This is a genomic window from Streptomyces wuyuanensis, assembly GCF_900103455.1.
GTDB lineage: Bacteria > Actinomycetota > Actinomycetes > Streptomycetales > Streptomycetaceae > Streptomyces > Streptomyces wuyuanensis.
Genome location: NZ_FNHI01000019.1, coordinates 79,208 through 102,123 on the forward strand (window position 1 = coordinate 79,208; position 22,916 = coordinate 102,123).

Below are 22,916 nucleotides of genomic sequence, written 5' to 3' on the forward strand. Positions count from 1 at the left end.
CGCGCGAGACGTCAGGGGTCAGGCCGCGCCGCTCCCCCGCTCTCCGGTCGCTGCCGGCCGGTCCCCCTCCGCGACGCGAGGACGACGAGGACGCCGGCGACGGCGCCCGCGAAATACGGCGACGGCACGAGCAGGACCCCGCCGGTCAGGCACCACGCGGCCAGCCCCCAGCCGATGCCGGCGGGCACGGCCACCCCGCGTCCGGCGAGGTGCCACGTCAGGCAGCCGAGCAGGATCAGGGGCACGGCGAAGCTCCCCGGCCCGGCCCAGAAGGTCAGCTGGTTCGCGAGCGACTCCCCCGCTCCGTCGCCACCGTCCATGAGCGGTACCGCCGCCCACAGGCCGCGTTCCGCCCAGCCGATGACGGTCTCCCGGTCCATGGCGGCCAGCAGCAGCAGATGGCCCGTTCCCAGCCCGACCATGATGCCGCTCGCCCACCGCAGCAGTCCCCCGCGCGTACCCATCGGCCTCGCCCCCTCGCTCTGTACGCAACCGTATATTTGATGTGTACGGTACCGTACACATCTCTCGACACCCTCATCACCGAGAACAGGCGGACAGTTGGCTCCCAACGCCCGGACTCCCCGAAGCCGCTGGGTCGAAGCAGGACTCGAAGCCCTCGCCGAGGGCGGGCCGGACGCCGTCCGGGTCGAGGCCCTGGCCGCTGAACTCGGTGTGACGAAGGGCGGCTTCTACGGGTACTTCGACGGCCGCCCCGCGTTGCTCGACGAGATGCTCGACGAGTGGGAGCTTCGCTGCACCAGGAGCATCCTCGATCAGGTCGAGTCGGAGGGCGGGGACCCCGCGGAGCGGGTCCGGCGCGCCGGCGAGCTGACCTTCTCGGACGATCTGCACCGTGTCGACCTCGCGGTCCGTGAGTGGGCCCGCCACGACCCGTCGGTCGCGACGCGGCTGCGCCGGGTCGACAACGCCCGGATGGAGTTCCTCCGCGCCATGTTCGGCAGCTTCATCGCCGACGCCGACGAGGTCGAGGCACGCAGCACCCTCACGTTCGCCCTCGCCGTCGGCCGCCACTTCATCGCCGCCGACCACCCGGGTCGCACCACCCGCGAGGCCGTCCGGCTCGCCGGGGAACTCCTCCTGCGCCGGCGGCTGTGACCGCCCGCGAACCCCGCCTTCGCGCGCTCCGGTTCGAGCAGTGCCCGCGTCCCGCCGGTCGGCACAGCGGTACGGGCGGTGGTCCGCACCCCGGTGATCGGCGCCCCGGTCCGGTCCCGGAACCGACGGCGCCACGGCCACTGCCGCGGGATCCTCGGCGCCGGACCGCTCGCGGGCGGCCGCGTGGGATCAGCGCGGTTGCGGCGACGGGCGGGCCGCACGGGTGACGGCTCCCAGAGCAGGCGCGTACCGCTCGCACGCGCGATGGCCCGCAAATGGCGTCCCGTGTTGCCGACGTACCAGATCGACCGGGTCCGCGTGCGGCCATGGTAGGCGGGAACACCGTCGTCCAGCAGAGCCGTGAGCCTCGGCTGGTCCAGCGACGCGGCGGAGAACTCGTACAGCTCGGTCAGCCGTGGAGCGATCAGGCCGTAGTCGAGCATGCGGGCGAGGGCGTGTTCGTCGAGGACGGTCTCCTCGACGGGTGCGGCGACCGGGTACTCGGGCGGGAAGGACCGGCCGAGATCGAGGAACATCCGGACGTTCCGGTGGCGTGGGTCGGCCATCAGCGGCCCCAGCGACGCCAGCCGGCCGAGCGCGAGACGCGGTTCCGCGAGCATCGCGTGGTTGAACAGGACGCGGAGCAGCGCGACGTTCATCATGAACCACTCCACCTTGCGCTCGGCGGCGGCCAGGTCCTCGTGGCCCAGGTAGCCGGCGACGATGCTGGCGTTGTGCGCGCGGTACCAGCGGCGGGGTGACGGTGCGCGGATGAAGTCCGCCCAGCACTCGACGCTGGGGGCACTGGGCACGCCCGCACCCCAGGCGCACAGCAGATGGGCCTCGGCCTTGCCCCGCAGCAGCCGTTCGTTGACGGCGCGCCACCAGGCGCTGCCCGGTGGGTCGGAGGTCTCCGGAGCCAGTACGCCGCGGGCGAGTGACCAGCGCAGGAAGCTCGGCTCGGCACGGCCGTACCGGCGTCGGGGTCCCGTCGCGTGCCGGTAGAACTCCCGCGCCAGCTCATAGCGTCCGGCCGGATCGTCCCGTACCCGCGCGACCTGCTGCTCCGCGCGCGCGGCCGCGTCAGCCACGGCTGCTCGCTCGGATCGGCGTCATGCGGGAACCTCGAGGCTTCCAGGGCCGGCGCCCTGCCGGGGTGGCGTCAACTCGGTGTGGGGTGGCGAACCGGGGATCACCGTATCGCGGCACGGCGGGAACACCTCAGCTTGTGCCGGGCGCCCCGGGATTGGCGCGTCGGCCCGGCGCGCCGGCGTCCTCGGAGCCGGTGCCTTCGGGGACGGTGAGATCCCCGAACGAGTCGAGGTCCGGGAAGGCGTCGAGGTCGCCGAAGGTGCGCCTCGGCCCCGGGGGGTTCGAGGGGTTGTTCGGACCAGATCGTCTTGCCGTCGCCGGCGTACCGGGCGCCCCAGCGCTGCGCGAACCGGGCGATCAGGAAGAGACCGCGGCCGCCCTCGTCGGTGGTCCGGGCGTGGCGCAGATGGGGGGCGGTGCTGCTGCCGTCGGAGACCTCGCAGATGAGCGTGCGGTCACGGATCATCCGCAGCCGGATCGGCTCGGAGGCGTAGCGGATGGCGTTGGTGACAAGCTCGCTGACCACCAGTTCCGTGGTGAAGCTGAGGTCTTCGAGTCCCCAGGCGGCGAGCTGGCGGACCGCGCCCGCACGGGCCGGCGCGACGGCCGCGGGGTCCTTGCTGACGTCCCAGGTGGCCACGTGCCGGTCGCCCAGGGCGTGCGTACGGGCGAGGAGCAGCGCCGCGTCGTCGCCCGGCCGGTGCGCAGAGAGGCGGGCGACGGCGGCGTCGCAGAGTTCCTCCGTCGAGGCCCGGGGCGCGGCCAGGGCGTCGAGCAGCATGTCGAGCCCCTGGCCGGCGTCGAGGGAGTGGCTCTGGATCAGGCCGTCGGTGTAGAGGGCGAGGACACTCCCCTCCGGGACGTGGATCCGAGTGGATTCGAACGGCAGACCTCCGAGGCCGAGAGGCGGACCACTGGGGAGGTCCACCAGCCGGGCCGTGCCGGTGGGCGTGACGAGCGCCGGCGCGGGGTGGCCGGCGCGTGCGAGGGTGCAGTCGCGGCCGACCGGGTCGTACACGGCGTAGAGGCAGGTCGCACCGGTCACCCCGGACGATTCGTCGCCTTCCTCGGCGATCCTGCCGACCATGTCGTCGAGGTGGGCGAGGACCTCGTCGGGGGCGAGGTCGATCCCGGCGAGGGTCTGCACGGCGGCGCGGAGGCGTCCCATGGTGGCGGCGGCGTGGATGCCGTGGCCGACGACGTCGCCCACGACCAGGGCGACGCGGGCGCCGGAGAGCGGGATGACGTCGAACCAGTCCCCACCCACGCCGGCTTCGGCGTCAGCGGGCAGGTAGCGGTACGCAGCGTCGACGGCGTTCTGTCCTGGCAGGTCCCGGGGCAGCAGGCTGCGCTGGAGCGTCAGCGCGGCGGAGTGCTCGTGGGTGTAGCGGCGGGCGTTGTCGATGCAGACCGCGGCGTGTCCGGCCAGTTCCTCCGCGAGGACGAGGTCGTCGGACCGGAAGGGCCCCTTGGGCTGCCAGCGGCCGAGGGTGGCCACGCCGAGGACGGTGCCGCGGGCACGGACGGGCACGATCATCAGCGAGTGCGTCCCCAGGTCGCGCAGGTAGGCACCGCGGGCCGGGTTCCCGGCGGCCCAGTGGTCGTCGTCGGGGTCGAGTTCCGCGGCCAGTGTGGGGGTTCCGTCGACGAGCGCGCGCGTCCCGGGGGACGCCGGCGCGTAGTCGCAGGGCTCGCCCGGTGGGGTGGGCGTCGCGGGCTCCTCGCGGAGGGCGCGGTGTCCCGCGCAGCGGAGGGTGGCGGAGGCGGTGAGGGCGGCTGGGCCGGCGGGGGGCTCCTCACCGCACAGGACCGAGTCGAGGAGGTCGACGGTGACGTGGTCCGCGAGCCCGGGAACCGCCGCGTCGGCCAGTTCCTGCGCCGTGCGGAGGACGTCCAGCGTGCCGCCCAGGCGTTTGCGGGCCTCGTTCAGCAGTGTCAGCCGCTGCCGGGCGCGGTGGTTCTCGGTGGTGTCGAGGATGATGTAGCAGGCGCCCAGCGGTTGTCCTTCGTCGCTCTCCAGGCGGAAGCACGAGGTGGAGTAGGTGACTTGGTCCGGCTCCGACAGGACGTGACCGAAGTACTCGCGGCCCGTCGAGGGGCGGCCGGTCTCCAGGACCCGGCGTATCTCCGTCTCGGTCTCCTCCACGTCCAGGTCCGGGAGGACGTCGCCCAGGCGCCGCCCGAGGAAGCGTTCGCGGGCGATGCCGGACAGGTTCTGCATCGCGTCGTTGACCCATACCACCTGCAACTCGGTGTCGAACATCGCCATGCCGACCGGGGCGGTGCGGGTGATCCCCTCGAGCAGGGAGCGGCCTGCGGTCGACCACCAGGTACGTGCGGTGTCGGCGGCGAGAACCAGCCGCATGGGCCGGTCCCCGGAGTCCTCGACGGGCAGGACCCTGAGCTCCAGATCGAGCCGCCGGCCGTCCGGACGGCGCACGCTCCACCGGCCCTCCCAGCCGTCCCGGGCTCCCGGCCCGGCGGCGAGGTCGAGGGTCCCCGCCCGGTGCTCCGGGTCGTCCGCGGCCGTGCCCGCCACCGGCCGGAACACGTCCGAGAGCGGTCTGCCCAGCGCCCACGGGGCCGGGCATCCGAGAAGTGCGGCGGCCCCCTCGCTCCAGCCGCGTACCAGACCCGCGCCGTCGACCACGACCACGGCGGTCGCCGAGGTCTGGGATGTGTCCGCTGCCGCGGAGCGAGTTCTGCCGGGAGCGCTCATGCCCGCCATCCGGTGCAGCCGCCTTCCCGGCCTGCGGACGCTCGCGCGACACGGCTGCCGGGCTGATTCCACCTTACTCGCGGCGGACACTCGGCCCGGTGCCACAAGGCGCCGACCGGCTCCGGAGCCCGGCGCGGTGACGCCCTTCCCCCTCGGCGAGGGGCGGGCCGACCACTGCCCAGCGGGGGCATATATCCGGACATCCTTGCACCTTTCCAGTTACGCGCATATGCTCATATGCGTCTCAGGTCCGTGCCGAGCCGTCGGCCGACCCCACGCCGAAGCGGCGGTACGGACCCATGAGCGGTCGCGCCGTGCGGCCGTTGCACAGAACAAGGACACGCAATGGATCTCAAACTCGAAGTCGTCATCCTTCCCGTCTCCGACGTCGACCGGGCCAAGGCCTTCTACGAGACGGCGGGATTCCGCCTCGACCTCGATGCCGCTCCCAGTGACGAGTGGCGGTCCGTGCACCTCACGCCGCCCGGCTCCGAGTGCTCGATCATGTTCGGCACGGGCCTCACCAACGCCGCGCCCGGCTCCACCCAGGGCCTCTACCTCGTCGTCTCCGACATCGAAGGGGCCCGCGCGGAGCTCGTCGCCCGCGGCATCGAGGTGAGCGAGGTGTTCCACGACGCCGGGGGGATCCTCTACCACGGCCACGAGGCCGGAGACACCACCCATGGCCTGGCAGGCCAGGAGCGGATCGCGGGACCGCACCCCGACCGCGCCAGCTACGGCTCCTACGCCACGTTCAGCGACCCGGACGGCAACGGCTGGGTGCTGCAGGAGGTCACCCAGCGGGCTCCCGGACGCTGATCCCACGCCCCGCCGCCGGCGTGCGCCCGGCCGTCGGAACGCGGGAGCGGCCGTCTCCCCTCCGGCGCGGTCTACGGCCGCGGGACGCCTCCGGGCCGGGATCCACACCCCGGCCCGGATGTCCTCCTCGCCCGGGCGCACACCAGCCCGCCCGTACGCCCGGGCGCTCGCGCGCAACGCCATTACGCCGGTACGGCCTTGCACCGGCTACCGCGAACTGCGCCGGGCGCCGTGGCCGGTCGGCGCCGGCACTCCCGCCTGAGGGGCCGTGCGTGTGCGGCCCCCGTCCGGATACTGCGTGCATGGGATTCGCCGTCTTCCTGATCACGCCCGGGCTGGTCATCCTGCTGGCCGTCATGGCCTTCGCCGACCGGCTGCTCCTGCGTGCGGGGCGGGCCGGGCTGCTGCCGTGGCGGAACAGCGTCAGGCAGGGGCAGATCTCGGCGACGGGTTTCGAGCAGCTGCACGCGACGTTCTCGCCGGGCAAGCAGAGCGAGTTGAAGGAGCGGCAGAGTGCGCTCCTCCTGCGGGACGACGAGGAGGACGGGGCGCCGCCGAACCGGACCACGATCGATCCGGACGGCGGAACGGCAGTCGTCCGCGTGCCCGCGGACCGGCGGGGCGAGCCGGACGGGTCCCCCGCGGGGGAATGAGGTCTCCGGCTACTCGGCCCACGGCTCGAAGCCGGTTCGGAGGACGGCTTTCAGGGCCTCGCGCATCCGGGCCGCCTCGTCGGTGCCGTAGCTGCCCTCGAACCGGGCCTGCACGGCCTCCCACAGCGGCAGCGCGGCGTTCATCCGGCTGATTCCTTCCGGGGTGACGGTGACGATCCGTGCGCGGCGGTCGGCCGCCGACGGCTCCACGGTCACCAGGCCCTCCCGCGCCAGCGGCTTGAGGTTGGACGCGAGGGTGGTGCGATCCATGGCGATCATCTCGGCGAGACTGCCGATCGTCACCTCTCCGTGCGCAGTCAGCATCTGGAGGATGCTGAACTGGGTCGCGCGCAGTCCGGCCGGGCCCAGCGCCTTGTCGTACGTCGCGCCCAGGTAGCGGGCCGCCTTGCGCAGCGCCAGGTTGTTGCACAGGTCCCCGCGGTTCGTCGGCGCAGAGCTCATGATCTCCTCCAGAACGTACCCGTCCATGATAAGAGCAGATGCTCGTAAACGCGAAGGGTGCCGCCGCCCGGGGGCCGGAGCGTCTCCTCCCCGTCGGGGCGCGGTCGGGCCGGGAGCCCGCCGGGCACTCCCCGGGTGGCCGTCACGCCCTCCATCGGGAAGCCTCGTCCTGGAGGTCCCCGCGAGACCCGCTCCCCGGTGCGTGGCGACTTCCCGGCCGGAGGCCTGCGCCGACAGCACGGGCGGCCGGTGGACCACACGACGCGGGCGGCCCGTGGACCGCACCCTTCAGTCACCGAAGGAGACCGACCGATGGTTGCCGGCAACGCCGTTCTCATCGCCAACGCCGGAGGCGTCGGCCGTACCGTCCTGGAACAACTTCGCGCACAGGACGTCCCCGTGCGCGCCATGGTCCGCCACGACGACGACCGTGCGGCCCGGCTCCGTGCGCTCGGAGCGGAGGTCGTCGTCGGCGACCTGACCCGGCCGGAGAGCGTGGCGGCCGCACTGCAGGGGGTCGGGAGGGTGTACTTCGCCATGCCCGTGTCGCCCGACCACCTGCTGGCGACCACGGTGGTGGCCAGCGTGGCACGGGAGCACGGGGAGCTGGAGGGCCTCGTCGGCATGTCCCAGATGACGGTGTCTCAGATGACCGCCACCAGCACCGGTGAGTCGCACCAGCAGCGTCTGCACTGGCTGGCCGAGCAGGTGCTGAACTGGTCGGGCCTGCCCGTGGTGCACATCCGCCCGACGTCGTTCCTCGACAACCCGCTGTTCACCACGCTTCCCGCCCGGACCATCCGGGAGAACGGCACGATCGTGCTGCCCTTCGGTGAGGGGCGCACCTCACCGGTCGCGGTGGCCGACGTCGCCCGGGTGGTCGCCACCGTGCTCCGCGACCCCGCCCCGCACATCGGGCGCGTCTACGAACTGACCGGACCGCGCACGGTCGACATGTACGAGATGGCGGAGGAGTTCTCCAGGGCGCTCGGCCGTCCGGTGACGTACGTGGACGTCCCCCTGGACCGCTGGCGTGCCGAGGTGCTCGCCAAGGTGGGACTCCCGCCGCACACCGAACAGCACATCGCCACGATGGCGCGGCTGCACCGGGAGAACCGCTACGACCGCGCGTCCGACGACGTCGAACGCGTGACGGGCGTCGCCGCCCGGTCGATCGAGGAGTTCGTGGCCGCCCGCAAGGACTTCTACCTCGGCTGAGCCCCGGCGCGGCCGCCGCCCGCTGCCGCGCCGGGGACGCCACACGAGACGGTTCGGGCCCGCCCGGGCGAGTGGGCGGCGGGGTCAGTCCCGGGCGCCGGTGGTGACCGCCGGCTGTTCCAGGGGTGCGGAGCCGTCGGCACCGACGGCTCCACCGGACCGGACGGCACGGCCGGAGCGCCGCGCGGGAACGAGCAGTGCCGCCAGTGCCGCGCCCAGGCAGAGCAGGGCCAGCAGCACGAACCCCTGGGTGTAGCCGGCGGCGTGGGGAAACCCGGACGGCTGCAGGCTGCCGGTCACCAGCACGCCGGTCAGCGCCGCGCCGATGGAGCCGCCGATGGTCCGTACGTTGGCGTTCACGCCGGTCGCGGCACCGGTCTGCTCGGCCGGAACGCCGCCCACGATCAGATTGGCCATGGACGCGAAGGCCAGGCCGGTGCCGAGGCCGAAGACGCCGGCGACCACGGCGACCTGCCACGGCCGGTCGTGCCAGGCGGCGAGGAGGCCACAGGCCAGCGCACCGAGCCCGGCACCTGCGGTGAGGAGCTTCTTCGCTCCGAGGGCGGGCTCCAGTCGGCCGCTGAGGACGCCCGAGAGGAACATCGCGACCAGCATCGGCAGCATGAGCAGTCCGGCCGCCGTCACGCTCGCGCCGAAGCCGTAGCCCGCGGAGCGCGGTGTCTGTACGAAGGCGGGGAGGAAGGACCAGATCGCGTACATGCCGGCGCCGAACAGCAGAGCGGCGGCGTTGGTGGTCCACACCGCACGCAGCCTCATGACCCGCAAGTCGATCAGCGGGGAGCGGGAGCGCGACTCCGCCCGCATCCACACGGCGAAGAGAACCACGGCGGCGGCGAACATGCCGAGCGACAGGGGCGACGTCCAGCCCCAGCTGGTCGCCTGGCTGAGGGGCAGCAGCAGGGTCACCAGCCACCCCGAGAGCAGCGCGGCGCCCACCCAGTTGACCCGCCCCACGGCCCGTCGGGGCGACTCGGGAACGAAGCGCTGGGCCACCAGGGCGATGACCGCGACGACACCGACCGGGATCCAGAACAGATAGCGGTATCCGAGCGCGGACACGACGGGACCGGCCGCCACCATGCCGACGCCGCCGCCCGCGGCGATCACCGCGGACAGATTGGCGATGCTCGGACCGACCCGCCCAGGGGCGAACTCGTCCCGGATGATGCCGAAGGACAGCGGCAGCAGCGCGCCACCGACGCCCTGGACGACCCGGGCGACGATCAGGACGCCGATGCTCGGCGCGAGCGCGGCGAGCAGGCAGCCCGCCGCCAGGGCCAGCAGCACCGCGACGAGGGTGCGCTTCTTGCCGATCAGGTCGCCGATCCGGCCGAGGATCGGGGTGAAGATCGACGCCGACAGCAGGTACGCCGTCATCACCCAGGTCGCCGTGGACTGCGAGGTGTGCATGGCCTGCTGGACGGTGGGCAGGGCGGGCGCGATCAGCGACTGGAGCATGGAGAAGACGCCCGCACCGGTCGCGAGGACCGTAAAGGTGAGGCGGGTGGAGCTGCGGGGCATGAATGGCCTTCCGAACAGGATGCGGCGGGCGTCGTCCGGTCGCGGTCGTACGGCCCGGGGTTCCGGCTGCGAGACGGGGAGACCGGCGGGACGTCGGCGTACGGGCCGGCGCCGGGCGAGCGGTGCGCCCCGGGCGGTCCCGCCCCTCGACTGGTAAAGTGGAGGGGTGCCTCCACTGTAGCGGAGGTGATCCTCCGCTTCAACTTCCACCCCGTCGGTCGAGGAGGCCGCCATGGCAGCCCAGCCGTTCCCCGTCAGCGAGATCGTCGCGTCACGGCGCCCTCATCGCAGGGACGCCGCCCGCAACTACGACGCGCTGCTGGCCGCCGCGCGCGAGGCATTCGCCGAGAACGGCGCCGAGGCGTCCCTGGAGGACATCGCCCGCCGCGCGGGCGTCGGCATCGGCACGCTGTACCGCAACTTCCCCACCCGGCGCCACCTCTTCGAGAGCGTGTACGCGGACGAGGTCAACGCCCTGTGCCGGGTGGCCGAGGACGTCGCCGCACAGGAGCCGTGGCAGGCGCTCACCTCGTGGCTGCGCCGGTTCGTCGACTACACGGTGACGAAGCGGGCCATCCGCGAGGCGCTCAACGACGAGTCGGAGATCTTCCTGGCCTGCCGGGACTCCATGTACCAGGCCGGTGGCCCGCTGTTCGAGCGGGCCCAGGTGGCCGGGGAGGCGCGCGGGGACATGACCTTCGACGACCTGCTGCGGATGGTCGCGGGGATCACGGCGACGAACTTCCCCGACGACGCCCAGCGCGATCGCGTCCTGGCGATCGCGCTCGACGGGGTTCGCACGGCGCGCTGAGCACAAGGGGCCGGCGGGCGCCGGCGCTCCGGCACCGCATCGCTGCGGGCGCCGAGGTGACCGGCCTGCGGAGACCGCCCCGGACTCAGCGCATGCGCAGCCCGGCCGGGGTCTCGGTGCGCCCGAACACGGGCGCCAGTACGAGCTGCGCGGCGCCTTCGGCGATGCGGTAGGCGCTGCCCCCCGCCGGCGCCACCATCAGGCGGGTCCGGGACCGGAGCGCGCCCCGCACCCCTCGTACGAACTCGGACTCGGCCGCGGCGACGGCCCGGCCCCCGAGCAGCACCTGGTCGATGTCGAGCAGTTCGGCCAGATTGGTGACGCCGACGGCGAGCACGCGTGCGGCGTCGGCGACGTCGCCCCGGGCGATCGCCGCCAGGCACAGCGCCTCCAGGCACCCTCGCTTGCCGCAGGCACAGGAGGGCCCGTCGAGCTGGACGACCTGGTGCCCGAACTCGCCGGCCCCGGTCCGCACGCCCCGGTACACGGCGCCCTCCAGCACCAGCCCCGCGCCGATTCCGGTGCCGAGGTGCACATAGGCGAATGAGCCGCTCTCGCCCTGGAGCAGTATCCCCAGGGCGGCGGCATTGGTGTCCTTGTCGAGTGCCACCGGCAGACCGAGCCTGCTCGCCAGCTCGTCGCGAAGACGGTAGCCGTCCCACTCCGGATACCCCGTGACCCGCAGCGGGACGCCCTCGCGGTGATCGAGGGGCCCCGGCATGGCGACGCCGACCCCCAGCACCCGTGCCGCGCCCTCGTCGCCCTCCTCGCTGTCGCCGCCCTCGTCCACCCGGTTATCGGGCCCCTCGGGCTCCCGCCGCGCACGGGTCCGCTCCCCCGCGTCCGGAAATCCTGCGACACGCGCGCGCGGGGCGCCCCCGGGACCTCTGCCGCCGAGAGACTGCGCGAGCAGCGCGCGCACCTGGTCCGCCACCTGGTCGGTCACGACGTCGGGTCCCGCTCCGAGGTCGGCGGACACCGCCCGAGTCGCCACTCGCGAGCCGGACAGATCCAGCAGGACCGCGGTCATCTCGTCCCGGTCCAGCTGCACGCCCACGGCGTACGCCGCCGACGGTTCCAGGCGCAGCGCCGTACGCGGCTTGCCCCCCGTCGACGGATGCCGACCGGCCTCCGTGAGCAGCCCGGCATCCCGGAGGCGGGCCGTGATCTTGCTTACCGCCTGCGGGGTGAGACCCGTGTAGTCGGCGATCTCGGGACGGCTGATTCCGTCCTCCCCTGCCTTCCGCAGCAGATCGAGCACCAGCGACGCGTTGTGGTTCCGGAGCAGGGACAGATTGCCGCCCTGGCCGCTCCCCTGCTCGGCGGTCGCCGAAACGGCCGCCTCCTCGCCCGACGGGCCGATGGGATCTGCCCAGTGCACATGCACACTCCCATTGTGCGCCCGGCCGGCGGTTCGGCAACGGCGTTGTCTAAGAGGTCGCTCCTTACGGGCCCGGCAACTGTTGAACGGTCCATGTCGGACCGGGTCCGGCGGCTGGTCCGGACGGGCGGCGCGGCTGCGGGCGGGCCGTCGAGGACCCCCGCGGGCCGCCATTCGGACCACCTGCCGGTCCCTTCCGGTGATTGCCGCACGGCTCCCGAGCGGAGCCCGGGGCGCAGGGGTACGGCGTGGGCAGCGGAAGCCCGCCCCCACTCGTGAGGAGATCAGCCGTGTACGCAGCCGTCAGAAGGTACTCAGGGGTCACCGACCCGGTCGAGGCGGGCCGCCGCGTGAACGAGGGGTTCGTGCCGCTCATGCGGGGGATCCCCGGCCTGCTCGCCTACTACTGGGTCGACGCCGGGAACGGGGTCATGGTCTCCACGAGTGTCTTCGAGGACGAGTCGGGGGCCGAGGAGTCGATCCGGAAGGCGGCGGACTTCGTCCGGGACCACCTCGCGTCGCTGCTCCCCAACCCGCCCGAGGTCATGGCCGGCCAGGTCGTGGCCTCCGTGTAGCCCGGGCCCCGACCCGGGGAGGAGCCGGTGCCCTCACCGGCACCCGGACGGCACCCGCTTCCCCCTCACCGAGCCCGCGGGGACCGCGGACCCGCAGAAGAAGCGCGTGGCCGGCGGCGAGGACGGCCCGCCCCGCCACCCCGTGCCCCGCTCCGCCCGGCGGCTGGGGAAGGCGGTGGACCGGGCGAAGACCTCGCACACGGCCCGGAAGCAGCTCGCGGCGGACGCGGAGAAGGACTTCAGGTTCGCAGCACGCTGGATCTCGTACCCGGAGGGCGCAAAGGAAGGTCTGGCCGTCCTCGTTGTGCAGTTCACCCGAGATCTCGACCGCCGTTGCGGCAAGGGCGTGGTCGGAATCCAGACCGCGATCGCGAGGGAGGCGGTGCCGTCGGGCACCCACGGGGTGCCCCGCTCGACGGCGCCGGGGCACCCCGTCCGCACACCCGCGAAGGGCTCAGCAGCCGCCGCAGTTGTAGTAGGTCACGTCCCAGTGGTTGCCCTCGTCCGCGTAGATGTTGCCGGACGCGGACTTCCACTGCGGGGCGCCGTCGCCGCGCGGGCCGATGTACGTGAAGGTGTTCTTGATGTAGTTCCCGACGCAGGTGTACTTGCTGTAGTCGAGTTTGTAGCCGTTCCAGTGCGAGTACGTGCCGCCGGCGTGGCCGGTCTCCGTACCGCCGGTGATGTTGAGCCCGCAGCCACTGGCGCTCTTCAGGGTCTGGGCGCCCTTCGCGGTGGCCTGGTTGAGCTGCTCGAAGGAGGTGCAGGTCGGGTTGTTGCGGTCCGAACAGCCGCCGGACGACGACCAGGTGATTCCTGACGCTCTGAACATCGAAGTCGCCGTGGCATGACTGATCTTGGTGACGGCGTGGGCGTCCGTCGCGCTGGTGACCACGCCGAATCCCGGGGCGAACAGCGCCCCCAGGACGAGCGCGAGCGCGCTGAGGACAGAGCGGACCTTCATATCGGGGTTCCCTCCTGCTGACCGTGGGCGACCGTCCTGCCGCGCACCGCATCGTCACGAAGCCGGCTGACGACGGCGCGAACTGCCGGTGCCCACAAGGCTGATGGGGCGGGGGTTGCAGGTGGAGCACAGTGATGATGCCCGAGGTCTACGCGCGTCCGCCAGAGGGCCGCGCAACCGCTCTCCGGCGCATGCCGCCAGACCGCGCGTGCCGTAACGCACGCCTGCATCCCCGCGCGCACCGCCGTGCCCTGCCCCCCGCCGTGCCCTGCCCCGGCAGAACGTCCCGGTCGCGTGTCCCGGCGGGCCGCCGCCCCGCGGGCGGTCAGTCCTCCGTCCAGCCGTCCTCCCGCACCCTTGCCGCCAGGTCGATCTTGGTGTACGTCGGGCGGCCGGCCTGCTGGTACTTGTCCTTGACCCGGTCCAGGTAGTACTTGGCCGTGTGGGGGCTGACGCCGGCACGGCGCGCCGTGGCCTTCAGCGTGAGGCCGGAGGCGTACTCCACCAGCACCTGACGCTCCTTCGGCGACAGGCTCGGCCGGGTGGGCCCGTCGTCGTGCGCCCAGGCGAAGGCCAGCTCCGCGGAGTGGGCCGTACCGCCCGCGGCCACCGCCCCGACCGCCCGCACCAGCGTCGGCAGGTCGTGGTCCTTGGTGAGGTAGCCGTCCGCGCCGGCCGCGATCGCGGCGACGATCCGCCTGCGGTCCGCCACGGTGCTGATGACGAGAACCCGCGGTCCGGCCGCCCTCAGCCGCCGGATGTTCTCCGGTGGTTGCGATCCGTCACCGAGCACCAGGTCCAGCAAGACGACGTCGTACGGCAGTCGCGCCTGCCCACCGTGGACGGCGCCCTCGTCCGCGAGGAGGTGCCCGACCGTGCACGCCGTCGCCGCCAGCCGCACGTCCGGCACGTCCTCCAGCCAGACCCGCAGCCCGTCGAGCAGCATGCGGTCGTCGTCGACCACCGCCACGGTGATCACGCCGGCCACCGCAGTTCGATACGGGTGCCCTCACCGGGAGCGCTGTCGACGTCGGCCGCGCCTCCGCTCTCCCGCATCCGCGCGCCCACCGAGAAGCGCAGGCCGAGTCCCTCGGGAACATCGCGGGGATCGAAGCCGACGCCGCGGTCGACCACGGTGACCACGACCCGGCCGGCCCCACCGGTGACCGTCACATGGGCTCGGGAGGTACCCGCGTGCCGCAGCACGTTGTTCAGGGCCTCCGTGACCGCGTCGCCGAGCGCGGCCGCGGCGGGGGCCGGTACCTCCGCCAGGCCGTCGTACTGCGCGTTCACGCGCAGCCCCAGACTCTCCGCCGACCGTACCGCCCGCTCGATCGCCCCCGCCGTCCCCGGTGCCCGGTCCTCGTCCGCCTGCTGCTGCAGCACCAGACGCCGCAGATACGCCGCTTCCCTGGCGCACCGCTCCCGCACGGGCGGCGCGTCGGCGTCGGCCCGGCCGCTCGCGATCGCGGTCAGCGTCGCCAGCACGGTGTCGTGCAACGCCCTGTGGTGCGCGATGCGTTCCGCGTATCGTGCCCGCTCGGCCTCGGCGGCGAGGGCCTGGGCCGTCGCCGCGTCGAGCAGGCTGCCCTGGCGGCGCAGGTACCACCAGAAGACGCGGGCCAGCACCGCCGAGGAGACGATCGCGTTGAGGTGGGCGGCGATCACGGCGACGTCGGCACCGGTCGGCCAGTAACCGGCCGTGTGGGTCGCCACGAGGGCCACCACCGCGCCGGCCACCACCGCCGGTCGGGGGAACGCGACGGCCGCCGCCGCGCTCGCCGACCCGCCGAGCAGCATCGACCACGCGATGTCCGCCGGCCGGTGCGCCCCGCCCGCGTACACCAGGAACGGCAGCAGACACCCCACGAGCACCACGTCCACCAGCGGCGGCCAGGTGCCGAACCAGCCCTTCGACCGGGCCGTGCCGAAGACCAGCAGACTCGTCGACACGGCGACCGCGAGCCCGGCCCAGGACAGGGGGCTGTCCCGCTGGTGCTGAACGACCGCGAGCACGGCGACCACCAGGTGGCTGGCCCGGTACAGGCCGGTCGCGAGGACCATGAACGACTGTGCCCGCTGAAGCCCCGAACCCACACTCACGGCAGGTCTCCCCCGCCCACGCAACCCCCCTGAAACGGCGGTACTGCCCGATCGCCGGGGCCCGTAGTTTTCGAAGCGTTCCGGCACCGGACCCGACGAGCCATCAGACCATCGCGTCGTGTCACGGCGCCGCCCGGAATTCAGGCAAAGAAGGAGGCAAAGTGGCTCGAAGTGTGCGCCGCGGGGGAATACTCGCGGTCCTGGCATCACTGCTCGTCCTGCTGATCCCCGGTACCGCCACCGCGGCGGACCCACCGGTGCGCTACACGTCGTGGATCACCAACGCCGCGATCTACGAGATGCGGGCCTCGTACTCGTGGCAGTGCATGGACGTACGCGGCGAGTCGCAGAATCCCGGCGCGGTCATCCAGCGGTTCGACTGCAAGGGCCGGCTGCACCAGCGCTTCTACTTCCAGCCCTCCGGCACGCCCGGTCTCTTCATGATCGGCGTGTACGGGAAGTACTGCATCGGCGCCCAGAACGCCTCGGTCGCGGACGGTACGCCCATCGTGCTCGGCCACTGCCAGGGGCCGGGTCAGCACTTCCGCTGGGTGGACCGCGGCAACAACCACTGGGAGATCGTCGAGGCCGCGAGCGGCAAGTGCCTCGTGGACACGGGCCGTCGCAGTGCGATCCAGCTGGGCGCGTGCGGGAACATCGCCGAGCCGTACCCCAGCCTCTGGACCCCGCGCTACGACCGCCAGTACAACTACACCAGCGTCTGGGGCTGAACGGTCCCCTGCGACCGGGCCGTCCGGTCCGACGCGAGCGGCCCGGCTAGGGCCAGGGCGGTCCGGCGAGGGCCAGGGCGGTCCGGCGAGGGCGGGGCCCGGCCTGCCGGGCGCCGAGCCGGGGCCACCGCCCGGGCAGGTCCCGCCGCCGTCGCGAGGGCACTCGGACACCGCGAGTCGCCCTGCCGCCGCAAGGTCGGGCGGCTGCCTCGCGGGCGCACGCAGCACGACATCACCACCCGAGGTGCCGCGGCGAGGACAGGGGTCTTGCCGCGGCACCTCTCCGTGTCCGGCCACTGCCGTGGCGGGCTCTCGGTCCCCGCGAACCGTGTTCCGTGTTCCTTGTTCCGTGAGCGGTGAGCGGTGAGCGGTGAGCGGTGAGCCGTGTTCCGTGGGCCGTATTCCGTGAGCCGTGAGCCGAGTCGCGCTCCGCGAACGTGCTCCGTGGCGGCGGCGAGCACCGCGCAATCACCGCCGCTCCCACTGCCGGGACGGCCGATCACCGCCCGCTCCCTTCAACCAGCCGAGAACCGCGGGCCGCCCGGGTCGCGGTCCTCCGTGGCGGGCCGGGCGGCCGATGCGATGCCGATCACGTGCCCGGCACGGTGGAACCAGGCAGCGGCGATCAGCGTTTGTTCCCGTGAGCGGCGGGCCCGCGCCGCCCATCCGTATCGGTGAAGGGGACGGGGACGACGTGATGAGCGAAAAGGCCCGCAAGCTGTTCGAGGCGCTCGACCTGGACAGGAACGGCACGCTGACCCGCGAGGAAGTGATCACTGCGCTGCGGACGAAGGGCCCGGACCTGGCCGCGGCGGGGGACCTGCCGTTCTGGGGCCTCGGGGACGCCGACGCCTCCTCGGCGCTGTTCGACGCGGCGGACCAGAACGGGGACGCGGTGCTCACCCTCGAGGAGTTCGCGACGGTGGTGGACCGCCGTTTCGGCTGGCGATGAGCCGGAAGGCCGCCCCGAGCGACGGGCGGCTCCCAGAGCGGCGGTTCCCCCGGCGATGCCGTTCCCAGCCGGCCCCTGGCCGCACGGGCTCGGTCCCCATGGGGGGGCCGGGGAACCGTCTCACATGGCGCAGGCATGCGCTCCGCCCTCGCGGGCAATGCGGTGTGGGCGGCCCGACTGGCGGTCATCCGCCGGTAGTTCGTCCGCGCACCGTTGGCGCAGCGACGCCTGAAGAGGGGGAGAGGACACGATGGGGCCGAAGGAGCACTGGCGGGAACAGGCGGCCTGCAGCGGCAGGGAGGCGGACGAGTTGTTCGCCGAAGCCACCCGGCAGAACAAGGCCAAGGCCATCTGTGCGAAGTGCCCGGTGCAGACCGAGTGCCTGGCCGAAGCACTCGACACCGGAGTCCGGTTCGGCGTGTGGGGCGGCATGACCGAACGCGAACGACGCGCGCTGCTGCGCCGGTCCCCGCACGTCACTTCCTGGCGTCGCGCGCTCGAGGCGGCACGCCGCGACCACCCGCGTCCACGCGCCGGCTGAGAGCGGCGGCCATCGGAGAACCGGCTCCCCGATCGGCCGCTCTCGCCCGCGGCCCCACCCCGGGGCGCGGGGTTCGCCGTCGGGGCCGGCGTACGCGGCATTGCGCCGCGACACCTGCCCCGCTCGCTCACACGGGGAAGATCAGGCAGCTGCTGGTCGCGTGGGCGAGGACCCGGTCGGCTCCGTCGTACAGCTCCGCCTGCGCCAGCGCCGTGCGCCTGCCCCGGTTCAGGACGGTGCCCACGGCCCGGACCTTCCCGGTGTCCGCGGTGATGGGCCGCAGGAACTTCACCGACAGATCGAGCGAGGTGTACCCCTCCCCGTGGTTCAGCGTGGTCTGAACGGCACAGCCGGCCGCCGAGTCGAGGAGGGTCGCGTAGACGCCTCCGTGCACGCTGCCGATGGGGTTGTAGTGCTCCTCGCCGGGGACCAGGGAGAACACCGCGCGGCCGTGCTCGACCTCGTCCAGGGTGAAGCCGAGACCGGCGCTGATGGGCGGCGCGGGCAGTCGGCCGGCGACCAGGTCCCGAAGGAAGTCGAGTCCGGACTGCCGGCCCACGGCGGCCGACGAGATCGCCGGGTCTTCCCACTCGTACGTCCGTGACCTGCCCATGTCCGATCCCCTCGTCCGCCGGTTCGGTGATCGACGCTAGACGCGACCGCAGCTGGCTGTCAATCTCGAAGCCAGCTTGCGTAGGATGCCACCATGGAATGGCTCGAGTTCAGCACCGACAACTGCTCGGTCCGGCGGACGGTCGCCCTCGTCGGGGAGAAGTGGTCGCTCCTGATCCTGCGCGACGCCGTGAACGGGATCCGCCGCTTCGACCACTTCCACCGGCACGTCGGGCTCTCCGAGGCCGTCCTCGCCGACCGGCTCCGCAAACTGGTGGCCGCCGGGATCCTCGAGACCACGCCCTACCGCGAACCGGGCAACCGGACCCGCCACGAGTACCGGCTCACCGCCAAGGGCTGGGACCTGTGGCCCGTGGTCGTCGCGCTCATGCAGTGGGGCGACAAGCACGCCGCGGACCCCGAAGGCCCCGCGGTGGCCATCCACCACACCGGGTGCGGCGCCCCCGTGCACCTCTCCGCCACCTGCGGCGACGGACACGGCGCGCTCACACCGCGCGACATCACCGCCGCTCCCGGCCCGGCGGCACTCCGGAACCCGGCTCGGCGCGAAGTCTGAGGTCGGCGCCGAGCGGGCCCGCACGGGACACAACCACACGCGGCCGGCCCGCTGCGGTTCAGGCGGTCGCCTCCGAGCCGCACCGGCAGGCCATGACGGAGGGGCGGCGGGCAGCCGCGTCCCTCTACGCGGGCGGGGACAGCGCCGAGCGGGCGGCCGCAAGGATCTCGTCGGACAGCGGCGAGCCCTCGGTGGCGCGGGCCAGCACGATCGCCCCGATCATGGTGCACAGCCTGGCGATGCCGTCCTCGTCGCCGGTGGCGAGCCACCCGGCGAACTCCGCCACCCCGTCGGCATAGGTGCGGCGCGCCTCGACGTCACCACCGTCCCGGGCCATGTCCGAAGCGAGCGCGGCGGCCGGACACCCTCCTCCCGGATTGTCCCGGTGCCGGGGTGACAGATAGGCCTCGATGAGGGCACGCTGCGCGATCTCCCGGCTGCCGCCGTTCTCGGCCAGGGCGTCCGCGTGACGCTCGGCGAGTTCGCCGAACGCGTGCGTGAGCGCCTCGTCGATCAGGGCGTCCTTTGAGGCGAACTGCTTGTAGAAGCCGCCGTGGGTCAGGCCGGCCGCCTTCATCAGATCGGCGACGCTCACGCTCGTGCCCTGTTCACGGAACAGCCGGGAGGCCATCTCGACGACCCGCCTGCGGTTCTCCTGCGCCTGCGCCTGTGAGACCCGTCCCATGAGCACCTCCCTCATTTGGATGACGACTGTCATCTATTGTACATTCGATTTAGATTGTTCTCATCATCTATCTGGCGCGTGGGCCCTGCCCGGACCGCACGGGCCCATCACCTGGGAGAAGTCATGGAACTCAAGGACGCCGTCGCCGTGGTCACCGGGGCCAACCGGGGCCTGGGCCGCCATCTCGCCCTCCAGCTGATCGACCACGGAGCGAAGGTCTACGCGGCCGCGCGCCGGCCCGAGACGGTGGACGTGCCCGGAGCGATCCCGCTCCGGCTGGACGTCACCGACGAGGACTCCGTCCGAGCCGCCGCCCGCCTCGCCCCGGACACGACCCTGCTGGTGAACAACGCCGGGATCTTCACCCCCACCCCGCTCGTCGGCGGCGACCCTGACGCCGTACGCCTGGAGATGGAGACGAACTTCTACGGCCCCCTGGCGGTGACCCGTGCCTTCGCCCCGGTCATCGAGAGCAACGGCGGCGGCGCCCTCCTCAACGTGCTGTCGGTCCTGTCCTGGTTCCATCCGGCCGGGCTCGGCGCGTACTCCGCGGCAAAGACGGCTTCCTGGGCGATGACCGACGCCGTCCGCGAGGAGTTGGCCCCGCGCGGCATCGCCGTGACCGCGCTGCACGTCGGCTACATGGACACCGACATGGCGGCCCACATCCCCGCCGAGCAGAAGGCAGACCCCGCAGCCGTGGCCACTCTCGCCCTGGACGGCCTCGCCGCAGGACTGACGGAGGTCCTCGCGGACGACATCACCCGGCAGGTGAAGCAGAACCTCGCCGCCGCCCCGGCCGCCGTCTGAGCGGCCGCCCGCCCCGGGACACCACCCGCCATCCACCACCGGAAAGCCCCCTCATGGACAGCACTGCAGAAACCGCACCCCAGCGCGAGCGGGATGCCGACGCGACGCCACAGCTCCCCGCACCGCCCACCCCGGCCGCGGCGGGGCGGCCGCCGGTGCGTGCCTGGCTCCAGCCGGCCGTGATCGCGCTGGTCGTCGTCGCCGCGTTCATCGGCTGCTACGTCGGCCTGCAGCGCGATCCCCGCCCCCATCAGGTGCCCATCGCGGTCAGCGGACAGGCGCTGGCCTCGGAAGTGGGCCGGGCCATGAGGGACAGCGTCGAGGTCCGAGCGGTCGCCGACGCCGCGGCCGGGCGCCAGGCACTCGAACGGCACGACGTCTCCGCCGCGCTCAGCACCGGCGGCGACGGCCGGCTTCATCTCGACGTGGCCGGGGCCGACGGCCTGTCGACGACCGCCGCGGTGAAGGACCTCGTGAGCGCCTACGCCGGCGGCGCGGGCCGACAGGTCACCACCGAGGACATCGTGCCGCTCGTCCGCTACGACGCCCGCGGGCTGGCCGGCTTCTACATCGCCTTCGGTGTGTCTCTGGCCGGGTTCGTCCTCGCCCAGAACGCCCTCGGCCTGGCGAAGCTGCTGCGCCTGCGCCACCGGTTCTGGTTGATCACCGGTACCTCCGCTGCCATCGGCGTCGTCGCAGCCGCCATCGCCGGTCCCGTGCTGCACGCCGTACCGGCGCCCTTCGTCCCTCTCGCGTTCACCCTCACGCTGCTCTCCGCGGCGGCGGCCTTCGCCACCAAGCTGCTGGGCACGTATCTGGGGCCCGTGGGAATCCCCGTCGCCACCCTCCTGCTGCTGACCGTCGGAAACGCCACGAGCGGCGCCACCACCGGCGCCGACCTCCTGCCCACCGCCGCCCGAGCCGTCTCGGGCCTGCTGCCGCCGGGGGCCGCCGTGCGGGCCATCACCGACCTCAGCTACTTCCACGGCGCCCACGCCGCGGGTCCCCTCGTCACACTCGCCGCATGGGCCGTGATCGCAGCGCTCCTGGTCGCGTACCGCTCCCGCTCGCGCCGGGTCCGCGCCACGGCCCCGGCGCCATGACGCCGAGCGAAGGAGTGGCCGGCGGCCCCGCCCGGGCCGCCGGCCACGGGACCGGGGATGGGGACGACACCCTGGAGGGATCTGGCACGATGCCCGTCATCGCCGGGCGCGGTCGACGGCCGGCGGGAAGACGAGGAGCGCTTTGATCTCTGAATACCAGCGACGACTGCGAGAACGGCTGCTGTCCGTCCCCGTCGTTCCGCCGCCCGCACCCTGGCGTCCCGTCCTGGACTGGTGCATCCCCATCGGCGGACTGCTCGGCATCGGCTTCGCCCTCGAACCCGACGGCGACCGCGACCTGGTCATGGTGGTCTCGGTCGACGGCCATGGACTCTTCGACGCCGTCACCGGCGAAAGGATCGCCCGGGACCGTGCTCCCGACCCCGACACCAGCACGCCGGACGGGGTGCCGGACCTCTCCGTACCCGGCCTCGGCCCTCTCGACGGAAGCCGGGTGCGCATCGCCGGACTCTTCGGAGGCGGGCTGCACACCACCACTGTCGACGGCTGGACTCTGGAGACCGTCAGCCCCGAGTGGCCGAACGACCGTGTCCTGCTGTCGGTGGACGGAGGCATCCCCCACGACGGACCGCACGGTGAACGCTGGTGGCACATCTTCGACTCCGACCACTCCGAACTGCGGGCCGCCGGTTTCTCGCCGTCCGGACGCACTCTCGCTGTCGCCACCAGCAGTGACCTGACCCTCTGGACCCGCCCTGCGCCCGGCACGGCGGCCCCGGACGAGGCCGGCGTCTGACGCGCGACGACCTCGCCGCGACGCTCGGCGCGCAGACCTGCGCCCGCCCGCGCCGCCCTGCTCACCGGCGGCGCTGTGACGACCGTCGGCACAACGGCCCGCCCGAGCGCCCGATCCACGAGCGCGTGTCAGAAGTCGAACTCGACGTAGTCGATGTCGGTGAACTCCACGGACAGGCCCGCCGCGCGACGGCCTCGGTCCCGGAAGTACTCCTCCTGGAGGCCCTCCGCCGCGATCGACTTCAGCTCCTGCTCGGTCGCGCCCCGGGCCTGGGCGTCGAAGAGCCGGGCGGCGTACCGGGGCGGCAGATGCTGGGTGACGAGCCGGATGCGGGCGTCGTCGGTGCTGCCGGGAGCTGCGGTGAAGCCGAACCTGGCGCGGGTCTCGATCACGATGCCCGTCGACGTGGCGGCCTGCTTCTTGGCCCGTTCCCGCACCCGGGGCTGCCAGCGCCGCCGCACCTCCCCGGAGAGACGGGCCGCGAGTTCCGGGCGGGGCCGCTTGATCTCGTCCTTGACGTAGCGCTCGACGGTGCGTTGGGAGATGCCCAGTAGCTCCGCGACGGCCCGTGTGCCCTTCAACTGCCGGACCAGGAACCGCATCTGGGCAGGCGCACCCTTCGGGGCGGGGCGGGTGATCCTGCTCGCCACGGCGTTGTCGAGACTGTCGTCGAACATGCCCATCGCGCGG

At 73.0% G+C, this 22,916-nt stretch carries 25 protein-coding genes; 14 read left to right on the forward strand and 11 right to left on the reverse strand.

Features of this window, described 5'->3' with window-relative positions; all coding sequences use genetic code 11:
* Nucleotides 1-11: 11 nt before the first annotated feature.
* Entirely contained in the window at nt 12-464 is a 453-nt protein-coding gene (locus tag BLT82_RS25440; protein WP_244529584.1) for a DUF6463 family protein, read from the reverse strand.
* A 97-nt stretch (nt 465-561) separates the two neighbouring features.
* On the opposite strand from BLT82_RS25440, the gene BLT82_RS25445 reads away from it, so the two are divergent.
* Together BLT82_RS25445 and BLT82_RS25450 are read left to right on the forward strand one after the other, a co-directional pair.
* A complete protein-coding gene (locus tag BLT82_RS25445) occupies nt 562-1,119 on the forward strand; it encodes a TetR/AcrR family transcriptional regulator (RefSeq protein ID WP_093658800.1) in 558 nt (185 codons plus the stop codon).
* 455 nt (nt 1,120-1,574) lie between these two features.
* Nucleotides 1,575-1,880: a hypothetical protein gene (locus tag BLT82_RS25450; protein ID WP_143041531.1), complete on the forward strand. Its 306-nt coding sequence runs from the start codon at nt 1,575-1,577 to the stop codon at nt 1,878-1,880.
* A gap of 431 nt (nt 1,881-2,311) precedes the next feature.
* Here BLT82_RS25450 and BLT82_RS25455 read toward each other — a convergent pair whose 3' ends face one another.
* On the reverse strand, nt 2,312-4,930 hold the full coding sequence (locus BLT82_RS25455; RefSeq protein ID WP_093658954.1) for a SpoIIE family protein phosphatase: 2,619 nt from the start codon (nt 4,928-4,930) through the stop codon (nt 2,312-2,314).
* Nucleotides 4,931-5,275: 345 nt separating this feature from the next.
* Between BLT82_RS25455 and BLT82_RS25460 the strand changes: the two genes are divergently transcribed.
* Together BLT82_RS25460 and BLT82_RS25465 are read left to right on the forward strand one after the other, a co-directional pair.
* Nucleotides 5,276-5,749, forward strand: coding sequence for a VOC family protein (locus BLT82_RS25460; RefSeq protein ID WP_093658804.1), 474 nt, complete (start codon nt 5,276-5,278; stop codon nt 5,747-5,749).
* A 302-nt stretch (nt 5,750-6,051) separates the two neighbouring features.
* Nucleotides 6,052-6,402 (forward strand): DUF6191 domain-containing protein, encoded by a 351-nt coding sequence (locus BLT82_RS25465; RefSeq protein ID WP_093658806.1) that lies wholly within the window; start codon nt 6,052-6,054, stop codon nt 6,400-6,402.
* A 9-nt stretch (nt 6,403-6,411) separates the two neighbouring features.
* Here the strand turns inward: BLT82_RS25465 and BLT82_RS25470 are convergent, their stop codons facing one another.
* A complete protein-coding gene (locus BLT82_RS25470; protein WP_244529589.1) occupies nt 6,412-6,891 on the reverse strand; it encodes a MarR family winged helix-turn-helix transcriptional regulator in 480 nt (159 codons plus the stop codon).
* Nucleotides 6,892-7,176: 285 nt separating this feature from the next.
* Between BLT82_RS25470 and BLT82_RS25475 the strand changes: the two genes are divergently transcribed.
* Nucleotides 7,177-8,082, forward strand: coding sequence for an NAD(P)H-binding protein (locus BLT82_RS25475; RefSeq protein WP_093658808.1), 906 nt, complete (start codon nt 7,177-7,179; stop codon nt 8,080-8,082).
* Nucleotides 8,083-8,166: 84 nt separating this feature from the next.
* Here BLT82_RS25475 and BLT82_RS25480 read toward each other — a convergent pair whose 3' ends face one another.
* Nucleotides 8,167-9,624: an MFS transporter gene (locus tag BLT82_RS25480; protein ID WP_093658810.1), complete on the reverse strand. Its 1,458-nt coding sequence runs from the start codon at nt 9,622-9,624 to the stop codon at nt 8,167-8,169.
* Nucleotides 9,625-9,856: 232 nt separating this feature from the next.
* Between BLT82_RS25480 and BLT82_RS25485 the strand changes: the two genes are divergently transcribed.
* Complete coding sequence (locus tag BLT82_RS25485; RefSeq protein ID WP_093658812.1) at nt 9,857-10,435, forward strand: TetR/AcrR family transcriptional regulator; 579 nt, start codon at nt 9,857-9,859, stop codon at nt 10,433-10,435.
* Between the two features lie 85 nt (nt 10,436-10,520).
* Here the strand turns inward: BLT82_RS25485 and BLT82_RS25490 are convergent, their stop codons facing one another.
* On the reverse strand, nt 10,521-11,798 hold the full coding sequence (locus BLT82_RS25490) for an ROK family transcriptional regulator (RefSeq protein ID WP_093658958.1): 1,278 nt from the start codon (nt 11,796-11,798) through the stop codon (nt 10,521-10,523).
* A gap of 308 nt (nt 11,799-12,106) precedes the next feature.
* On the opposite strand from BLT82_RS25490, the gene BLT82_RS25495 reads away from it, so the two are divergent.
* On the forward strand, nt 12,107-12,391 hold the full coding sequence (locus BLT82_RS25495; RefSeq protein ID WP_093658814.1) for a hypothetical protein: 285 nt from the start codon (nt 12,107-12,109) through the stop codon (nt 12,389-12,391).
* 454 nt (nt 12,392-12,845) lie between these two features.
* Here BLT82_RS25495 and BLT82_RS25505 read toward each other — a convergent pair whose 3' ends face one another.
* From BLT82_RS25505 to BLT82_RS25515, 3 genes are all read right to left on the reverse strand, one after another.
* Complete coding sequence (locus BLT82_RS25505; protein WP_093658818.1) at nt 12,846-13,355, reverse strand: hypothetical protein; 510 nt, start codon at nt 13,353-13,355, stop codon at nt 12,846-12,848.
* A gap of 325 nt (nt 13,356-13,680) precedes the next feature.
* The gene (locus BLT82_RS25510) at nt 13,681-14,343 is read right to left on the reverse strand and encodes a response regulator transcription factor (protein WP_093658820.1); all 663 of its coding nucleotides are present in this window, start codon (nt 14,341-14,343) and stop codon (nt 13,681-13,683) included.
* A complete protein-coding gene (locus BLT82_RS25515) occupies nt 14,331-15,458 on the reverse strand; it encodes a sensor histidine kinase (RefSeq protein ID WP_143041532.1) in 1,128 nt (375 codons plus the stop codon). Before BLT82_RS25515 ends, BLT82_RS25510 begins: the two co-directional genes overlap by 13 nt.
* A 161-nt stretch (nt 15,459-15,619) precedes the next feature.
* On the opposite strand from BLT82_RS25515, the gene BLT82_RS25520 reads away from it, so the two are divergent.
* The 3 genes from BLT82_RS25520 (at nt 15,620) to BLT82_RS25530 (ending at nt 17,682) form a co-directional block, all read left to right on the forward strand.
* On the forward strand, nt 15,620-16,189 hold the full coding sequence (locus tag BLT82_RS25520; RefSeq protein ID WP_143041533.1) for an RICIN domain-containing protein: 570 nt from the start codon (nt 15,620-15,622) through the stop codon (nt 16,187-16,189).
* A 697-nt stretch (nt 16,190-16,886) separates the two neighbouring features.
* The gene (locus BLT82_RS25525; RefSeq protein ID WP_093658960.1) at nt 16,887-17,141 is read left to right on the forward strand and encodes an EF-hand domain-containing protein; all 255 of its coding nucleotides are present in this window, start codon (nt 16,887-16,889) and stop codon (nt 17,139-17,141) included.
* 250 nt (nt 17,142-17,391) lie between these two features.
* The gene (locus BLT82_RS25530; protein ID WP_093658826.1) at nt 17,392-17,682 is read left to right on the forward strand and encodes a WhiB family transcriptional regulator; all 291 of its coding nucleotides are present in this window, start codon (nt 17,392-17,394) and stop codon (nt 17,680-17,682) included.
* A gap of 127 nt (nt 17,683-17,809) precedes the next feature.
* Here the strand turns inward: BLT82_RS25530 and BLT82_RS25535 are convergent, their stop codons facing one another.
* Nucleotides 17,810-18,295 (reverse strand): PaaI family thioesterase, encoded by a 486-nt coding sequence (locus BLT82_RS25535; protein WP_093658828.1) that lies wholly within the window; start codon nt 18,293-18,295, stop codon nt 17,810-17,812.
* 93 nt (nt 18,296-18,388) lie between these two features.
* On the opposite strand from BLT82_RS25535, the gene BLT82_RS25540 reads away from it, so the two are divergent.
* A complete protein-coding gene (locus BLT82_RS25540; RefSeq protein WP_093658830.1) occupies nt 18,389-18,871 on the forward strand; it encodes a winged helix-turn-helix transcriptional regulator in 483 nt (160 codons plus the stop codon).
* Between the two features lie 124 nt (nt 18,872-18,995).
* Here the strand turns inward: BLT82_RS25540 and BLT82_RS25545 are convergent, their stop codons facing one another.
* Entirely contained in the window at nt 18,996-19,556 is a 561-nt protein-coding gene (locus tag BLT82_RS25545; protein ID WP_093658832.1) for a TetR/AcrR family transcriptional regulator, read from the reverse strand.
* Nucleotides 19,557-19,679: 123 nt separating this feature from the next.
* Here BLT82_RS25545 and BLT82_RS25550 point away from each other — a divergent pair, with 123 nt between their 5' ends.
* The 3 genes from BLT82_RS25550 (at nt 19,680) to BLT82_RS25560 (ending at nt 22,226) form a co-directional block, all read left to right on the forward strand.
* Nucleotides 19,680-20,366, forward strand: a complete 687-nt coding sequence (locus BLT82_RS25550; protein WP_093658834.1) for an SDR family oxidoreductase — start codon at nt 19,680-19,682, stop codon at nt 20,364-20,366.
* A 53-nt stretch (nt 20,367-20,419) separates the two neighbouring features.
* Nucleotides 20,420-21,469, forward strand: coding sequence for a hypothetical protein (locus tag BLT82_RS25555; protein ID WP_093658836.1), 1,050 nt, complete (start codon nt 20,420-20,422; stop codon nt 21,467-21,469).
* Nucleotides 21,470-21,611: 142 nt separating this feature from the next.
* Entirely contained in the window at nt 21,612-22,226 is a 615-nt protein-coding gene (locus tag BLT82_RS25560) for a hypothetical protein (RefSeq protein WP_093658838.1), read from the forward strand.
* Between the two features lie 128 nt (nt 22,227-22,354).
* On the opposite strand, the gene tpg is transcribed toward BLT82_RS25560, so the two are convergent.
* The gene (tpg, locus tag BLT82_RS25565) at nt 22,355-22,909 is read right to left on the reverse strand and encodes a telomere-protecting terminal protein Tpg (protein ID WP_093658840.1); all 555 of its coding nucleotides are present in this window, start codon (nt 22,907-22,909) and stop codon (nt 22,355-22,357) included.
* Nucleotides 22,910-22,916 lie beyond the last annotated feature (7 nt).

Bases quoted from the DNA above. Each gene is read 5' to 3' on its own strand.
- BLT82_RS25505 (WP_093658818.1), bottom strand. From the start codon at position 13,355: ATGAAGGTCCGCTCTGTCCTCAGCGCGCTCGCGCTCGTCCTGGGGGCG.
- BLT82_RS25530 (WP_093658826.1), top strand. From the start codon at position 17,392: ATGGGGCCGAAGGAGCACTGGCGGGAACAGGCGGCCTGCAGCGGCAGG.
- BLT82_RS25555 (WP_093658836.1), top strand. From the start codon at position 20,420: ATGGACAGCACTGCAGAAACCGCACCCCAGCGCGAGCGGGATGCCGAC.
- BLT82_RS25550 (WP_093658834.1), top strand. From the start codon at position 19,680: ATGGAACTCAAGGACGCCGTCGCCGTGGTCACCGGGGCCAACCGGGGC.
- BLT82_RS25485 (WP_093658812.1), top strand. From the start codon at position 9,857: ATGGCAGCCCAGCCGTTCCCCGTCAGCGAGATCGTCGCGTCACGGCGC.
- BLT82_RS25475 (WP_093658808.1), top strand. From the start codon at position 7,177: ATGGTTGCCGGCAACGCCGTTCTCATCGCCAACGCCGGAGGCGTCGGC.
- BLT82_RS25480 (WP_093658810.1), bottom strand. From the start codon at position 9,624: ATGCCCCGCAGCTCCACCCGCCTCACCTTTACGGTCCTCGCGACCGGT.
- BLT82_RS25470 (WP_244529589.1), bottom strand. From the start codon at position 6,891: ATGGACGGGTACGTTCTGGAGGAGATCATGAGCTCTGCGCCGACGAAC.
- BLT82_RS25525 (WP_093658960.1), top strand. From the start codon at position 16,887: ATGAGCGAAAAGGCCCGCAAGCTGTTCGAGGCGCTCGACCTGGACAGG.
- BLT82_RS25535 (WP_093658828.1), bottom strand. From the start codon at position 18,295: ATGGGCAGGTCACGGACGTACGAGTGGGAAGACCCGGCGATCTCGTCG.
- BLT82_RS25540 (WP_093658830.1), top strand. From the start codon at position 18,389: ATGGAATGGCTCGAGTTCAGCACCGACAACTGCTCGGTCCGGCGGACG.
- tpg (WP_093658840.1), bottom strand. From the start codon at position 22,909: ATGGGCATGTTCGACGACAGTCTCGACAACGCCGTGGCGAGCAGGATC.
- BLT82_RS25460 (WP_093658804.1), top strand. From the start codon at position 5,276: ATGGATCTCAAACTCGAAGTCGTCATCCTTCCCGTCTCCGACGTCGAC.
- BLT82_RS25465 (WP_093658806.1), top strand. From the start codon at position 6,052: ATGGGATTCGCCGTCTTCCTGATCACGCCCGGGCTGGTCATCCTGCTG.
- BLT82_RS25545 (WP_093658832.1), bottom strand. From the start codon at position 19,556: ATGGGACGGGTCTCACAGGCGCAGGCGCAGGAGAACCGCAGGCGGGTC.
- BLT82_RS25440 (WP_244529584.1), bottom strand. From the start codon at position 464: ATGGGTACGCGCGGGGGACTGCTGCGGTGGGCGAGCGGCATCATGGTC.
- BLT82_RS25455 (WP_093658954.1), bottom strand. From the start codon at position 4,930: ATGAGCGCTCCCGGCAGAACTCGCTCCGCGGCAGCGGACACATCCCAG.